The sequence below is a fragment of the Streptococcus sanguinis genome (genome assembly GCF_019929225.1).
In the GTDB taxonomy this organism is placed as follows: domain Bacteria; phylum Bacillota; class Bacilli; order Lactobacillales; family Streptococcaceae; genus Streptococcus; species Streptococcus sanguinis_J.
The window spans coordinates 606,732-622,074 of record NZ_JAHZPA010000001.1; the positions used below are offsets into that span (position 1 = coordinate 606,732).

The window sequence follows — 15,343 nt, forward strand, 5'->3', positions numbered from 1 at the left end:
TTTAGAGTACAATAAGATATTTGAGGTAATAACTGTACTAAATATTGGCCAATTAGGTATACCCTATTGGCCTTGCATGTGCAACTTGATTTTACTGGTCAAAAGACACGGCCAATAGAGTTCGGCAAAAATAAGGAGGAACATATGGTAAGAATTGGTTATGCACGAGTCAGCAGCACAGATCAGAATTTGGATCGGCAGCTGGAGCAGATGCAGGACTGCGAAAAAGTTTTCCAGGAGGCGGTCAGTGGAGCCAGCAAGGAACGGTCTCAGCTTCAGGCTCTCCTACAGTACATCCGAGAAGGGGATATAGTCGCCGTAACGGAACTTGAACGCTTGGGGAGGAATAACCAGGAGCTGACAGAGATTATAACTGCTATACAAGCTCGGGGTGCCACTTTGGAAGTTCTTAACCTTCCGACTTTACGGGGGATTGAGGACGAGAACCTCAGACGGCTGTTGAATAATCTAATTTTAGAGCTATACAAGTATCAAGCCCAAGCAGAGCGAGAACGCATCAAGGAGCGTCAACGTCAGGGGATAGTTCTTGCCAAGGCTCAGGGTAAGTACCAGGGCAGGAAGGCTCTCTATACTGCAGATGATGAGCGTCTGCAGCATGCCTTTGATTTGTATCTTCAAGGATATACTGATAGGGACGTTAGCAAGCTGACAGGGATACCTGAAAGGACTTTTAGGCGGTATCGAGAGAAATACCAAATAAGGCGAAGCAATTAGATACTCTAGTCGCAAGATATAGCAAAATAATTTAAATTACTTATAAGTTATACGAATACTTGACACTTTATGTCGTAAATGTTGTAATATAGTAAAGAAAGAGAGGAGTTCAGATGGTATCAATCTTTAAAAATATTTATTCTGCATTAAAAACGGGAAAAACTCTTGATTATATCAATCAGGAAAATGAAATTCAGGAGGAAAAAAAACGGAAAGAAGATAGTAAGAAGGAAAAACAGACTGAAGAATTTAAAATTACTGCTAAACAGTTACTAGATGAGAAAGTAGCAACTGTCAAAAAGTACCTTGAAAAAGGTGATTACCAATCAGTTAATAAATATTTGAGGACCCTATCTAATTATTATACATATCATTTAGCCTTTGATACATTGAATTCGGATAATAATAAGTGGGGGAAAGTTATAAATGGGAAATTGTGCACAATAATTGATACTAGGTTTCCGCATGAATTAGTAAAAAATTATGTTTTTAATGTACACGAAGAAGACTTTGTCCATTATAGTCCAAACTATACTAATTTATCTAGAGAAAAGCCAAGTTTTCATTTGCATGAACATCCTATCTTACTGTTTCCTTGGAATAAAGGTAGAATTGTTGAAAATATAGAAAATATAAATAATCATAGCTGTCCACTTTCTCCAAATCGAAACTTAGATAACTATTATTTTTATCCTATGGGCCTGATAGAGTGTTATGGAGGAAACCACTCACAGTTTTCTGCTTTGTTAGAAAATAGTGATAAACATGTTAGCGAGATCACACAAATAGTTGATGTAACGTCACTCTATGATGAAGTTTATTTTGATGGACAAGAGTTTAAAAGAAAATCAGATAATAAATGGTTATATAAAGCTAAGAATGATTTTGAAAGGCTCTATGGTGTATATTTTGAAATAGGACGGGTTTTAAAGGATTATCCGGATTATTTCCCTAATTCTATATTAGATATAGTGTAAAAGACCAGGTATTCATTGCTGATTATGTGGTTACTGACTCTTCTTTGTATTTCTTATTTCCCTGGTTTGTTCCAGGGCTTTTTTGTTCCTATATGCTCTTAATGTTTATAAATATAATTATAATGGTATAATGGAAGTATAGAAAATAACAAGGAGATAGATAGATGGCAGAAGAACATCATTGTAAATTTTGCGGCTGCACTTGGAACAATGCTTGCTATACTCCAGACAAAGGAGCTTGCTGGTGGATAGACGATGAAGAAACGATCTGCAGTCATTGTTATTATGGATGGAATGGAGAAACAGAATGAAAATTATTACATTTGCCGCTATTAAGGGCGGTGTTGGGAAAACAACTTTAACTTTTAATTATGCTGAATGGCTTGCCAAGAAAGGTCAGAAAGTGCTTTTGATTGATCTAGATCATCAGTGCAATTTGACGCAGTGTTACAATATCTACGAGAGCAAGAATACCATTGCTAATGCTTTTAAAGGCGGTGACGTGGATATTAAGGAGGTCAAAGAAAATATTAGCCTTATTCCTGGTTCCGTTCAGTTAGACACTGTGGAGCGGGATCTGGAGAATAGCGACAAGAAAAATATGCTCCTCTATCTCTGGTTAGAAGATAACTATGAGAAGAAAGACCTAGAACAGTTTGATTATATCTTGATTGACTGTAGGCCGGACTTTGCAACCGCAACTAAAAATGCAGTTGCAGTTAGTCATGCCATTGTCAGTCCGCTGACTCCTTCTGAGTTTGGCTACAATGCCAAATTTAACCTTTCCAGTCGTCTAGAGGCTTTCCGAAAGGATGTGATTGATTATCGCACTAGAGAGTCTTATATAACGGCTGAACTGTATTTTCTGGCTAATATGATTCGTCCAAACTATGGCTCTTCCAGAGAGCTTCTAGAAGCTTTAGGGTTGGAGGCTAAAGAAAAAGGAACTGATAACCTTTTGGGAATTGTTCCAGCAAAAGAGTTGTTCAATCATTCAACAATCGATAAAGTCTCTATTGCGGATATGAAGGAAAATCCTGAACTCTATAAAAAACATAAGAAATTCTTTGACGAGTTAGAGCAGACTTTCTCAAAAATTTATGATACAATATAATTATATTTATAAACATAAATACAAATACATTTATAAATATAAATATAATTTATAAAGGAGATATAGATGGCATTTGAACGTAAAGAAAAGGAAATTTCGCAGCTAATTGAGAAAACCACTAAGCCGACTCCTCAGCCGGTTTTCGCTCCTGATGTGAGTAATTTTGAACGGAAGAAACAATATCAGTTCACCTTAAAGCCAAGCAATAGAGAGAAATTGGATCAGCTTTCTAAAGCTGCAGGGGCTCGGTCAGCATCCGACTATTTAGATAAGCTAATAGAAAACTTGAGTTAATTTATAATTATAATTATATAAATAATAAAAGGAGAACTAACATATGAACTATTCACAACGCAATGAAAGACTTATTGAAGTTACAAATAACGAGAGTTTAAGTCGAAAAATTGTGGCTGAGTCAAACGAACGAGAACTAGATGTCTTAGACTTGGCTCTACAAGAGCCAGAGAATAAACTCCTATTTATTGGTTCAACTGATTACTACAGTATATGTAGAATTAATAAAGAATCTCAAGCATCTTCCAAAGTAATTGTCCTGGACTATATATCAGGTATGAGCCCGATGAATTGGGGCGAGAAATTATACAAAGAGGCAGTTCAAAAATATGGACTAGATGGTTACTCCCTCTACATGAGAAATACTCTGGCAGGACGTGACGAAGTACTCCCTTTAGACTTTTAACCCTGACTTATAAAGCAATATTCTAGTCATAATCAAAAAATATCTTCTGGCCTTTCTAACTGAAAGGTCTTTTTTGTCATTTCCGGGATAAAAAATGACATTTCAGAGGAGCGCTGCTGCAAATTATTTAGTACATGTTAAACTTTTATTATCAGCTGAAGGAGGAAAGGAAATGCTAAGAAAATTTAAAAAATGGCATAAAAAATATTTTGGAGTTGGTAGTACCTTTTATCGTAAAATAGCCCACTTTGAAAGCTGGCTATATGATGCGATTGTTTCCAAACTATTCTAAAGTTTGTGTTATACTGGTTGTGAGGTGGTAACCCTAACAACTATCTCTTGCCTGGCCTGTTGGTCAGGCTCTTTTTTATCATGGACTTGAAAATTTTACCAAAAAACAATAATATAATACCTAAGTTTTAGAAAGGGGTTAGCTTATGGGTGTGACTGTCCTGGATGAAAGAAAATTTTTAGCAGATTTGAGAAAGCAGAATGAAGAAGCCTTCCTGAAGGCTGTAACTCGATATGATGATCAGGTAGCTCCATCTATGCGTGCCAGGGGCTATAAATTGAAAAATAGATCAGCTCGTACAGTTGCTTTTATCTTTGGGGAAATTTGCTTTGAAAGAAACCGTTGGTACAAAAAGGGAACCTGCAAGGTGCCAGTGGATGAATGGCTTGGACTTGAGAAACACAGCCGTTTCAGCATGGAGCTGATTTATCAAATTAACCAGATTTCAACGTGCACCACTTACCGCAAAACAGCTGATTTGATAGAGTTCATGACTGGTATCAATCTAACAAAAGATACTGTTCTGAAGGCTGTTAAGCGTGCTGCAGCGCTTAAGAAGGAGCAAGAAGAATATGACCTCTTGTCTCTTCCGGAAGTTACAGAGGAAAACAAAAAAAGCCCTGAAAGGCTCTACATCGAGGGTGATGGAGTCTGGGTCAAAACAAGATCTAAACAAGGAGAGGAAGCCAAATATAGCAATATCTCTCATTATGTCGTCCATACAGGTAGCGAGCAGATCGGCCAGTCCAAACGCAGGCAGTTAAAAAATAAAAAGAACGTGCTTTCTTTATCTGGCAGCAAAGCCAAAGAGCAGGTATTAGATTACGTGCATCAGACCTATAAAACAGGAAAGGGAACAACCCTGATTACTAACTCTGATGGCGGTCCGGGTTATGGAGGCAGAGTTTTCAAGGATTTTGCGGCCGCTTTTAAAGTTCAAAGACATGAGCATTTCTGGGATCCGTACCATTTGCAGCAAGAGATAGAAAAGAATTATAAAGCGCAGCCAGAAGAGCTAAAAGAACTCTTGAAACAGGCTATTTATCAGCATGACTTTGACCTTCTTCAAACAGCCATCGACACGACAGAAAGTCTAATTGAGGACGAGGAAGAAACGGCTACTTTTCAGGACTTTGCTAGAAGGCTGAAGCGTAATTTTAGTTATACAAAGCCTGCCTCACTTCGCAATCTCCCGAAGAAAGGAATTGGTGTGATGGAGTCGCAGCATAGGCGCCTTACTTACAGAATGAAAAACCAGGGAATGATCTGGAGCCTAGAGGGGGCTGAGATTATGGCTAATATGATATTAGCTGTAGAAGAAGGAACCCTAAGAGAGTTGTTTTTCGGGGACTGGCGGAAAGCATCCCAAAAAATAAAAGGGTTAGATAAAGTTTCTGGAGGAAAAATAAGAAAATACATGAATCATTTGGATAGTCTAAAGCGGAATTTCCAGATTGGAGAGGGAAGAAAGGCACATAAAGCTCGACGTCAAAGTCATAAAAAAGGTGCTACTATCCTAAGATAATCAAACAGTCCTGTATAGTTCTTCTGGGGTTGAAAACTCTAGGGTTTATTTGACATGCCGTCATCATTTTTCTGTTGACACCGCTTGAAATTAGTTGTATAATTATAGCAATAAAACAAAAAGAGGCAGGTGCGCTAACACCTACCTCGCCGAGTAAAACAACAGACACTTGTTATACTCAGTCTTAAAACATGATAACAACAAAAATCAGAAATGTCAAGGACTGGATAAGATAAGTGTAAACTAATTTCTCATTGTCCTCAAAATTTCTGTTATTTTTTATCTTCTCAAAAATTGAGACACATACTTTTAGATTAAATACCTTGACAAAGTGTTGAAAGATAGGGTAAACTAGACTTCATGCGATGAGTCGATTGGCTCTTAAGAGCCTTTTGCGCTGAGGAGGTCTACATTCAATTGTAACGCAGGAGCGGACCTTGAGCAGTTGTGTGAACTAGCTGTTCTCATCGAAAGATGCCTCGAATCCCCAGTCTACGGATTGGGGATTTTTCTATGTCTCTTAGAGAGGCAAGACGGTTAGTCGCAGCCAATCTTAGAGATATTGATACTGAGACGGCCTATGTCGTGAGTGCTATTGCTCTTGATGAAACAACTTCGCAGAAGACAGTTGAGTCGTAGAGCAATGGATGCAGTTTTGTTCGTGAGAACAAAATCTGTAAACCTTGAAACTTCTCTTAGAGTGGCAAGACCATTAGTCGCAGCCAGGCATAGAGACATTGATACTGAGACGATTGGCGTCGTGAGTGCTATTGCTCTTGACGAAGCGATTCCGCAGGAGGAAATTGAGTCATAGAGCAATGGATGCAGTTTTGTTCGTGAGAACAAAATCTGTAAACCTTGAAGGTTCTCATAGAGAGGCATGAGTGTTAGTGTTGTTTATCAAAATATCGCACTTATATTCTTCAGAAATATTTGCATTTTTCCCTAAAAATAGTATAATACTAACAATAAAAATTTTTTGAAAATTCAGAGAGGTTATCGCATGGGATATACAGTTGCTGTAGTAGGTGCCACTGGTGCCGTTGGATCTCAAATGATTAAAATGCTGGAAGAATCTAGCCTTCCAATTGATAAAATACGCTATCTGGCGTCTGCTCGTTCAGCTGGAAAAGTTCTCCAGTTCAAAGGACAAGATATTACTATCGAAGAGACGACTGAGACGGTTTTTGAAGGTGTAGATATTGCTCTCTTCTCAGCTGGAGGTTCTACCTCAGCAAAATTCGCTCCTTACGCAGTTAAAGCGGGATCGGTGGTGGTCGATAACACCTCTTATTTCCGTCAAAATCCTGATGTTCCTCTGGTTGTTCCAGAAGTCAACGCCCATGCCTTAGATCAGCACAAGGGAATTATCGCTTGCCCTAATTGCTCGACAATTCAGATGATGGTGGCTTTAGAGCCTGTTCGTCAGCAATGGGGGCTGGAGCGTATCATTGTGTCTACCTATCAAGCAGTTTCTGGTGCAGGTATGGGAGCCATTCTTGAAACCCAAGCTCAATTACGCTCTGTTATCAATGATGGTGTAAATCCTAAGGATGCGGAAGCCAATATCCTGCCATGTGGTGGTGATAAAAAACACTATCCTATTGCCTTTAATGCCTTACCTCAGATTGATGTCTTTACAGATAACGACTATACTTACGAAGAGATGAAGATGACTAAGGAAACTAAGAAAATCATGGAAGATGATTCTATTGCTGTTTCTGCGACTTGTGTTCGTCTTCCAATTTTGTCTGCTCACTCGGAGTCTGTTTACATCGAGACTAAGGAAGTGGCACCTATTGACCAGGTAAAAGCAGCAATCGCAGCTTTCCCAGGTGCTGTTCTGGAGGATGATGTAGCTCATCAAGTTTATCCGCAAGCAATCAATGCGGTTGGCAAGAAAGAAACCTTTGTTGGCCGGATTCGTAAGGATCTTGATGCAGAAAAAGGAATTCATATGTGGGTTGTTTCAGACAATCTTCTTAAAGGAGCAGCTTGGAATTCTGTTCAAATCGCAGAGACACTGCATGAGCGTGGTTTAGTTCATCCGACAGCAGAAGTTGTTTTTGAATTAAAATAAAGTGACCAAGGAAACTTGACAACACAGGGTTGAATAATCGTTCTTTCAACCCTCTTTTCGTATAAAGAGAGGTAAGTTTATGGCGTATGCGGATCTGAAAAACTGTAAAATCATCACAGCTTTTATCACACCTTTTCATGAAGATGGTTCCATCAATTTCGAAGCTATTCCAGACTTGATTGAGCACCTTTTGGCGCATCATACAGATGGGATTTTGTTAGCTGGAACAACTGCTGAAAGTCCAACTTTAACTCACGATGAAGAGTTGGAATTATTTGCGGCAGTTCAAAAAGTTGTCAAGGGGCGTGTCCCTTTGATTGCGGGTGTTGGTACCAATGAAACGCGTGACTCTATCGAATTCGTCAAAGAAGTAGATGAATTTGGTGGTTTTGCTGCTGGCCTTGCCATTGTTCCCTATTACAACAAACCTTCACAGGAAGGGATGTATCAGCACTTTAAAGCCATTGCGGATGCTTCAAACCTGCCTATCATTATCTACAATATACCTGGCCGGGTAGTAGTTGAGATGACGCCTGAGACTATGCTGAGGTTGGCAGAACATCCAAATATTATCGGCGTTAAAGAATGTACCAGTCTGGCGAATATGGCCTATCTGATTGAGCATCGGCCAGAGGAGTTTCTGATTTACACTGGTGAGGATGGCGATGCCTTTCATGCTATGAATCTGGGGGCTGATGGTGTTATTTCAGTTGCTTCTCACACAAACGGTGATGAAATGTTTGAAATGCTTGATGCTATTGAGCACAATGACATCAAAAAAGCAGCAGCTATCCAACGGAAATTCATCCCTAAAGTCAATGCACTCTTCTCTTACCCAAGCCCTGCCCCAGTCAAAGCTGTACTTAATTACTTGGGCTTTGCAGCTGGTCCAACTCGCTTACCGCTTGTGCCTGCACCCGAAGAAGATGCTAAACGCATTATTAAGGTTGTGGTTGATGGTGACTATCAAGCGACCAAAGAGACTGTTAAAGGCGTCCTGAGACCGGATTATTGATTGATCATATTGAAAAAAATATTTCTAGAAAGGATTGCCCAGAGTAGTCCTTTTTTATATGGTCTTTTAAGGCTAAAGAAAAATGGAAGCTTCCTTTGAAAAATATTGGAAAAAATTATATAATGTTAAGGTGTAGTCTAGCTTCCAGAATTCTTTTTGAGCAGACTATAGACAACTGGATTGGCAGCAGTCATGTTAGAGACTTACATTAGATTAGAAATATATAATATAAAAGGAGTTTTTTTATGCAAGTTATTAAACGGAGTGGTGAGGTCGTAGAATTCGATCCAGATAAAATTTATCAAGCAGTTTTAAAGGCAGCACAGACTGTCTATGTGTTGACAGATGATTTGCGTCAGAATTTAGCTCAGGTTACAAAGAAAGTCGTTCTGGATTTGGAAGAAGCTAAGGTTGAGCGTGCGACGATCAGCATGATTCAGTCCATGGTTGAAAGCCGCCTCTTGGGTGCGGGTTATATTACTATTGCAGAGCATTATATTTCCTATCGCTTGCAGCGCGATTTAGAGCGCAATGGCTATGGAGATCATATTGCTGTGCATCTGCATTTTGAGCAAGTAAGATAAAGTTAGAAAGCCTGCTAGGGCTTTTTTTGCTCTTGCGGTAGAGAGTATCACTTTAGCATTCATCCGCTTAAATCCTAGAAATATGTTAAAATAGTTAAAGAAATAAAATTTTATCAATGATATTCGTTGAAAGGATAAATTATGGCAACGATTCAATGGTTTCCGGGGCATATGTCTAAGGCACGGAGACAGGTACAGGAGAATATTAAGTTTGTTGATTTTGTGACGATATTGGTTGATGCCAGGCTTCCTTTATCCAGTCAAAATCCTATGCTGACTAAGATTGTGGGCGATAAACCCAAGCTTTTGATTTTAAACAAGGCTGATTTGGCTGACCCTGTTCGTATCAAGGAATGGCAGAGCTATTTTGAAAGCCAGGGGATTCCGGCCTTGTCTATTAATTCCAAAGAGCAATCTGCTGTTAAAAAAGTAACAGACGCAGCTAAAAAGCTTATGGCTGATAAATTGGCGCGTCAGAAGGAGAGAGGAATTCGCATCGAAACCTTGCGTACCATGATAATCGGTATTCCCAATGCTGGCAAATCAACCCTCATGAATCGCTTAGCTGGTAAGAAAATCGCTGTTGTAGGGAATAAGCCGGGTGTGACCAAGGGGCAGCAATGGCTCAAGTCAAATAAAGACTTGGAAATCTTGGATACACCAGGGATTCTCTGGCCTAAGTTTGAAGATGAGATTGTTGCTCTCAAGCTTGCCCTGACTGGAGCTATTAAGGATAATCTGTTGCCTATGGATGAGGTGACGATTTTTGGCCTCAATTACTTTAAGGAGCATTATCCTGAAGAGCTGACAGCACGCTTCAAGCTGCTGGATCTAAGTCAGGAAGCACCTGATATGATTATGGATATGACTCAAAAACTCGGCTTCCGCGATGACTACGATCGTTTTTACAGCCTTTTCGTCAAAGATGTTCGCGATGGCAAGTTAGGCCGTTATTGTCTGGATATGGTTGGTGAACTAGATGGCAACGATTAAAGAAATCCAGCAACGTTTAGAGTTAGTGACTGATTTGGCTGATCCTTTTCTTGCAGAAGCAGCTAATGACCAGCGGAGCGGAGTTCAAAAGGCGATTGAAAAGCGTAAAAGAGCCATTCATGCGGAGTTAGACGAGGAACTGCGTCTGGAGCAGATGTTACGTTATGAAAAAGACCTTTATCAAGCTGGCTATCAGGCGATTGCTGGGATTGATGAAGTCGGTCGTGGTCCTCTAGCTGGACCTGTTGTTGCTGCAGCTGTTATCTTACCTCCAGGATGTAAGATTAAGGGGCTCAACGACAGCAAGAAGATACCCAAGAAAAAGCACCAAGATATCTATCAAGCAGTCATGGATAAAGCCTTGGCAGTCGGTGTTGGCCTGATAGACAATGAGATTATTGATCAAGTCAATATCTACGAAGCGACCAAGCTTGCTATGAAAGAGGCTTTGTCTAAGCTTTGTCTCAAGCCAGATTATCTGCTGATTGATGCTATGAAGTTAGATATTGATATCCTACAAGAGTCCATCATCAAAGGAGATGCCAATTCTCTGTCTATCGCAGCAGCCAGTATTGTGGCTAAAGTTACTCGAGATAAGCTGATGGCAGACTATGACAAGAAATTTCCTGGCTATGATTTTTCGCAAAATGCAGGTTATGGAACTAAGAGCCATTTGCAGGGATTGGAGCGACACGGCGTAACTCCTATTCATCGCAAGACATTTGAACCTGTAAAATCAATGTGCGAATAAGCACGAAGAGGTGAGGCATGCTTATCAGTAAAATCTTAAACAATAATGTGGTGATTTCTGAAGAAGACCAAGAAGAAGTTATTCTCATGGGACGAGGACTGGCCTTTGGTCGAAAAGTTGGCCAGAAGATTCCAGATGAGCTGATTGAGAAAAAGTATGTCTTGTCAGAAAATAGACGCCAGCTTCTGATGGAGTTGCCAGCAGAGGTCATGGAAATGTCGGATAAGATTATTTCTTTCGCAAGGAAGAAACTGCAGAAGAAGCTCAAAGACACTGCTTTTCTGGCGATGGCAGATCATATCCACGGAGTCTTGCTGCGCTTGGAAGATGATATTTATCTCAAGAATTTCCTCATATGGGATATTAAACGCTTTTTTCCTATCGAGTTTGAGGTTGGTCAGTTTGCAAAACAGCTTTTGAGCGCATATGTCAGCAAGGAACTTCCAGATGATGAAGCAGCATTTATGGCGCTGACCTTGGTCAATGCAGAGCTGGAAAATGGCGATGGAACTGCGCGAGATTTGACTATGATGATGGAGGAAATCATGACCATTGTCAAGTACAGTTTGGAAATTTCTTTAGACGAGGAAGACATCTACCTTGAGCGCTTCATGACCCATCTAAAATTTTTCTGTGAGCGAGTCCTGACTGATAGAGGCCACCGTGACCTAGAGGACAATGAAATGTTTGGCTTACTTAAATGTAAGTATCCCTTGGCTTATGAGACAACTAGGAAGATTGCTGAATTTTTAAAGCAAACCAGAAATTACCAAACATCAGAGGATGAACAACTGTACCTGACTATCCATTTGTCACGCATGAAAAGGAGGATGATATGCAAAGCGAATACGAAAAAATGATTGCTGGAGAGATTTACCGACCACAAGACAGTGAATTAAGAGAATTGGCAGCAAGGTCAAAGGAATTTCAATATCGTTTTAACCAAGAACAAGACAGTGTCAAGCGCACGGCTATTATCAAAGAATGGTTTGGCAGCACAGGGGAGAATCTTGCTATGAAGCCTGACTTGGTCTGTGATTATGGAATCAATATTCATCTAGGGGAGAATTTTTATTCTAACTGGAATCTGACTATTCTGGACGTTTGCCCGATTCACATCGGAGACAATGCCCTGCTCGGTCCTAATTGCCAGTTTCTGACACCTCTTCATCCGCTTGATCCAGTGGAAAGAAATTCCGGAATTGAGTACGGAGCACCAATCACTATTGGTGATAATTTCTGGGCTGGCGGAGGTGTGACGATTCTGCCAGGTGTGACGCTAGGAGATAATGTGGTAGTTGGAGCAGGAGCGGTTGTGACCAAGTCTTTTGGTGACAATGTAGTCTTGGCTGGCAATCCTGCTAAAATTATTAAGGAAATTCCTGTTCATAAAGAGTGTTAAAGGCAATAGGCAAGGAAACCAACTTTTGATAACATCAAATTCAATAAAATAGTAAAGAAGGAACTGTGTTACAGTTCTTTTTTGAACTTTTTTACGAATAAGAAATTGAGGTGAAAAAATGAATAATTTTGAAATTTATAAAATGAAAAAAGCTGGCTTAACCAATCATCAGGTTTTAAATGTTTTGAGATACGCTGAGAGTAGAGAGGGCAAGCTTTCTCTGCGAGATAAGGCTGTCGTATCTGAGTGCCGCAATCCTGCTCTCTTTATTGAGAAATACAAGAGGCTTGATTTACCGGCTTTGAAAGAAGAATTTGAATTTTTTCCGTCCTTTTCTATCTTGGATGATATTTATCCTTGGGATTTATGTGAAATTTACGATGCCCCGACTTTGTTATTTTATCAGGGAAATCTAAATCTACTAGAATTGCCCAAAGCTGCGGTCGTTGGCAGTAGAGACAGCAGCAAGCAAGGAAATGCCTCAGTACAAAAGATTATCAAAGAGCTAAATAATGAATTGGTTATCGTCAGCGGGCTGGCTCGAGGGATTGATACAGCGGCTCACATGGCTGCCCTGCAAAACGGAGGTCAGACCATTGCTGTCATCGGAACGGGATTAGATGTCTTCTATCCCAAGGCTAACAAAAAATTACAAGCTTACATTGGCAAAAATCATTTATTGCTGACAGAGTATGGTCCAGGTGAACAGCCCTTGAAATTTCATTTTCCAGAGCGGAATCGTATCATCGCCGGTCTCTGTCGAGGCGTCATCGTGGCGGAAGCCAAGATGCGCTCAGGCAGTCTGATTACCTGTGAGCGAGCCATGGAAGAAGGGCGAGATGTCTTTGCTATTCCGGGGTCAATTTTAGATGGAAAATCTGACGGTTGCCATCATCTGATTCAAGAGGGCGCAAAGTGCATCACATCAGGCTCTGACGTCCTTTCAGAGTTTGATTTTTGAAACAAGTTTTCCTATAAGAAAAGTTAGCAGTTGACATCTATCAAAAAATAGTTTAAACTCTATGAGATTTATTTCTTATAGAAGGTGTCTAAATTGGTAACAAAAACAAAGAAAAAGTCTACGACCAAGAAAAATCTTGTCATCGTAGAGTCGCCTGCCAAGGCAAAAACAATAGAAAAATATCTGGGACGAAACTACAAGGTTCTGGCCAGTGTTGGGCATATTCGTGACCTGAAAAAGTCTACTATGTCCATTGATTTTGAAAACAACTATGAGCCGCAATATATCAATATTCGTGGTAAAGGTCCGTTGATTAATGACTTGAAAAAAGAAGCGAAGAAAGCTAAGCAAGTCTTTCTGGCAAGTGACCCGGACCGCGAAGGAGAAGCTATTTCTTGGCATCTGGCTCACATTCTTAACCTGGATGAGAAAGAGAAAAACCGTGTCGTCTTCAATGAAATCACCAAAGATGCGGTCAAGAATGCATTTAAAGAGCCCCGCCAGATTGATATGGATTTGGTTGATGCGCAGCAGGCTCGCCGAGTTTTGGACCGCTTGGTGGGTTATTCCATTTCTCCTATTCTCTGGAAGAAAGTCAAAAAAGGTCTGTCAGCTGGTCGGGTGCAGTCTGTCGCTCTCAAGCTGATTATCGACCGGGAAAATGAAATCAATGCCTTCAAACCAGAAGAATACTGGACGATTGACGGAACCTTCAAGAAAGGAACTCGTCAGTTTCAGGCCAGTTTCTATGGCATGAGCGGTAAAAAGATGAAGCTGTCTAACAACGACGAGGTCAAAGAAGTCCTTTCTCACCTCAAGGGTGATGATTTTACAGTTGACAGCGTTGAAAAGAAAGAGCGTCGACGCAATGCTCCACTGCCCTACACGACTTCCTCTATGCAGCAAGATGCTGCTAATAAGATTAATTTCCGGACACGTAAGACCATGATGGTTGCTCAGCAGCTCTATGAGGGGATTAATATCGGTTCTGGCGTACAAGGTCTGATTACCTATATGCGTACCGACTCGACTCGTATCAGCCCAGTAGCGCAGAATGAAGCAGCAAGTTTTATCACGGATAAATTTGGCGCTAAATATTCTAAACATGGCAGCAAGGCCAAGAACGCTTCTGGCGCTCAAGATGCTCACGAAGCCATTCGTCCTTCCAGCGTTTTCAATACTCCAGAAAGCATCGCAAAGTATCTGGATAAGGATCAACTTAAACTCTATACGCTAATTTGGAACCGTTTTGTAGCCAGCCAAATGACAGCAGCAGTCTTTGATACTATGAATGTCAAGCTGGGGCAAAATGGTGTCCAATTTGCTGCCAACGGCAGTCAGGTCAAGTTTGATGGCTATCTAGCTATTTACAATGACTCTGACAAGAATAAAATGCTGCCAGATATGGAAAAGGGGGATACAGTCAAACGTGTCAATACCAATCCAGAACAGCACTTTACCCAGCCACCTGCTCGTTATTCTGAAGCGACTCTCATCAAAACTTTGGAAGAAAATGGTGTTGGTCGGCCATCTACCTATGCTCCGACCATTGAGACTATTCAGAAACGTTATTACGTTAAGCTGGTTTCCAAGCGTTTTGAGCCCACGGAACTAGGTGAGATCGTTAATTCTCTGATTGTCGAATTCTTCCCAGGCATCGTAAATGTGAAATTCACAGCCGAAATGGAAGCAAAACTGGATGATGTCGAAGTTGGAAAAGAGCAGTGGCAGAAAGTTATTGACGAGTTTTATCAACCTTTTGAAAAGGAAGTGGCTAAAGCCGAGACCGAAATGGAGAAAATCCAAATTAAGGATGAGCCAGCCGGTTTTGACTGTGAGGTCTGTGGTAGTCCCATGGTCATCAAGTTGGGGAGATTTGGCAAGTTCTACGCCTGCAGCAATTTCCCAGACTGTCGTCACACTCAGGCTATTGTCAAAGAAATTGGCGTGACCTGTCCACAGTGCCAGAAAGGTCAAGTTATCGAGCGTAAGACTAAGCGAAATCGCATTTTCTATGGCTGTGATCGTTATCCAGACTGTGATTTCACATCTTGGGACAAGCCGGTCGGACGTAACTGTCCAAAATGTGACCATTATCTGATCGAAAAGAAAGTACGCGGTGGTGGCAAGCAAGTGGTCTGCAGCAATGGTGATTACGAAGAAGAAAAAGTGAAATAGCTCCTTTTACATAATTTATATTACGTGAAACAATTT

The 15,343-nt window shown here is 40.6% G+C and carries 18 protein-coding genes; all 18 read left to right on the forward strand.

Annotated elements, in window-relative coordinates:
- Window positions 1–144 precede the first annotated feature (144 nt).
- The 18 genes from K1I80_RS03095 (at window position 145) to topA (ending at window position 15,307) form a co-directional block, all read left to right on the forward strand.
- Window positions 145–735: a recombinase family protein gene (locus tag K1I80_RS03095; RefSeq protein WP_223312922.1), complete on the forward strand. Its 591-nt coding sequence runs from the start codon at window positions 145–147 to the stop codon at window positions 733–735.
- 113 nt (window positions 736–848) lie between these two features.
- Window positions 849–1,712: a DUF6710 family protein gene (locus K1I80_RS03100; RefSeq protein ID WP_223312921.1), complete on the forward strand. Its 864-nt coding sequence runs from the start codon at window positions 849–851 to the stop codon at window positions 1,710–1,712.
- Between the two features lie 164 nt (window positions 1,713–1,876).
- Window positions 1,877–2,023, forward strand: coding sequence for a hypothetical protein (locus K1I80_RS03105; RefSeq protein ID WP_223312920.1), 147 nt, complete (start codon window positions 1,877–1,879; stop codon window positions 2,021–2,023).
- Window positions 2,020–2,826, forward strand: a complete 807-nt coding sequence (locus tag K1I80_RS03110; RefSeq protein WP_125438638.1) for a ParA family protein — start codon at window positions 2,020–2,022, stop codon at window positions 2,824–2,826. The genes K1I80_RS03105 and K1I80_RS03110 overlap by 4 nt, the downstream gene beginning before the upstream one ends.
- A 66-nt stretch (window positions 2,827–2,892) precedes the next feature.
- Window positions 2,893–3,120 carry a hypothetical protein gene (locus K1I80_RS03115; RefSeq protein WP_002905312.1) on the forward strand — a complete coding sequence of 76 codons (228 nt, stop codon included), beginning with the start codon at window positions 2,893–2,895 and terminating at the stop codon, window positions 3,118–3,120.
- Window positions 3,121–3,163: 43 nt separating this feature from the next.
- Window positions 3,164–3,526: a hypothetical protein gene (locus tag K1I80_RS03120; protein WP_223312919.1), complete on the forward strand. Its 363-nt coding sequence runs from the start codon at window positions 3,164–3,166 to the stop codon at window positions 3,524–3,526.
- A gap of 94 nt (window positions 3,527–3,620) precedes the next feature.
- Window positions 3,621–3,818: a hypothetical protein gene (locus tag K1I80_RS03125; RefSeq protein ID WP_125438642.1), complete on the forward strand. Its 198-nt coding sequence runs from the start codon at window positions 3,621–3,623 to the stop codon at window positions 3,816–3,818.
- 145 nt (window positions 3,819–3,963) lie between these two features.
- Window positions 3,964–5,343, forward strand: a complete 1,380-nt coding sequence (locus K1I80_RS03130) for an ISLre2 family transposase (RefSeq protein WP_223312918.1) — start codon at window positions 3,964–3,966, stop codon at window positions 5,341–5,343.
- A 513-nt stretch (window positions 5,344–5,856) separates the two neighbouring features.
- Complete coding sequence (locus K1I80_RS12030) at window positions 5,857–5,982, forward strand: hypothetical protein (RefSeq protein WP_263280793.1); 126 nt, start codon at window positions 5,857–5,859, stop codon at window positions 5,980–5,982.
- A 364-nt stretch (window positions 5,983–6,346) separates the two neighbouring features.
- Window positions 6,347–7,423 carry an aspartate-semialdehyde dehydrogenase gene (locus tag K1I80_RS03135; protein WP_223312917.1) on the forward strand — a complete coding sequence of 359 codons (1,077 nt, stop codon included), beginning with the start codon at window positions 6,347–6,349 and terminating at the stop codon, window positions 7,421–7,423.
- A gap of 79 nt (window positions 7,424–7,502) precedes the next feature.
- Entirely contained in the window at window positions 7,503–8,438 is a 936-nt protein-coding gene (gene dapA / locus K1I80_RS03140) for a 4-hydroxy-tetrahydrodipicolinate synthase (RefSeq protein WP_002902934.1), read from the forward strand.
- A 245-nt stretch (window positions 8,439–8,683) separates the two neighbouring features.
- Window positions 8,684–9,022 carry an ATP cone domain-containing protein gene (locus K1I80_RS03145; protein ID WP_002895476.1) on the forward strand — a complete coding sequence of 113 codons (339 nt, stop codon included), beginning with the start codon at window positions 8,684–8,686 and terminating at the stop codon, window positions 9,020–9,022.
- Between the two features lie 141 nt (window positions 9,023–9,163).
- Entirely contained in the window at window positions 9,164–10,015 is an 852-nt protein-coding gene (ylqF, locus tag K1I80_RS03150; protein WP_223312916.1) for a ribosome biogenesis GTPase YlqF, read from the forward strand.
- Window positions 10,002–10,766, forward strand: a complete 765-nt coding sequence (locus tag K1I80_RS03155; RefSeq protein ID WP_223312915.1) for a ribonuclease HII — start codon at window positions 10,002–10,004, stop codon at window positions 10,764–10,766. The genes ylqF and K1I80_RS03155 overlap by 14 nt, the downstream gene beginning before the upstream one ends.
- Before the next feature lie 17 nt (window positions 10,767–10,783).
- Window positions 10,784–11,626: a PRD domain-containing protein gene (locus tag K1I80_RS03160; RefSeq protein WP_223312914.1), complete on the forward strand. Its 843-nt coding sequence runs from the start codon at window positions 10,784–10,786 to the stop codon at window positions 11,624–11,626.
- Window positions 11,602–12,168: a sugar O-acetyltransferase gene (locus K1I80_RS03165; RefSeq protein WP_223312913.1), complete on the forward strand. Its 567-nt coding sequence runs from the start codon at window positions 11,602–11,604 to the stop codon at window positions 12,166–12,168. The genes K1I80_RS03160 and K1I80_RS03165 overlap by 25 nt, the downstream gene beginning before the upstream one ends.
- 118 nt (window positions 12,169–12,286) lie before the next feature.
- Complete coding sequence (gene dprA / locus K1I80_RS03170) at window positions 12,287–13,129, forward strand: DNA-processing protein DprA (protein WP_223312912.1); 843 nt, start codon at window positions 12,287–12,289, stop codon at window positions 13,127–13,129.
- 84 nt (window positions 13,130–13,213) lie between these two features.
- Complete coding sequence (gene topA, locus K1I80_RS03175) at window positions 13,214–15,307, forward strand: type I DNA topoisomerase (protein WP_223312911.1); 2,094 nt, start codon at window positions 13,214–13,216, stop codon at window positions 15,305–15,307.
- The last annotated feature ends 36 nt before the right edge of the window (window positions 15,308–15,343 follow it).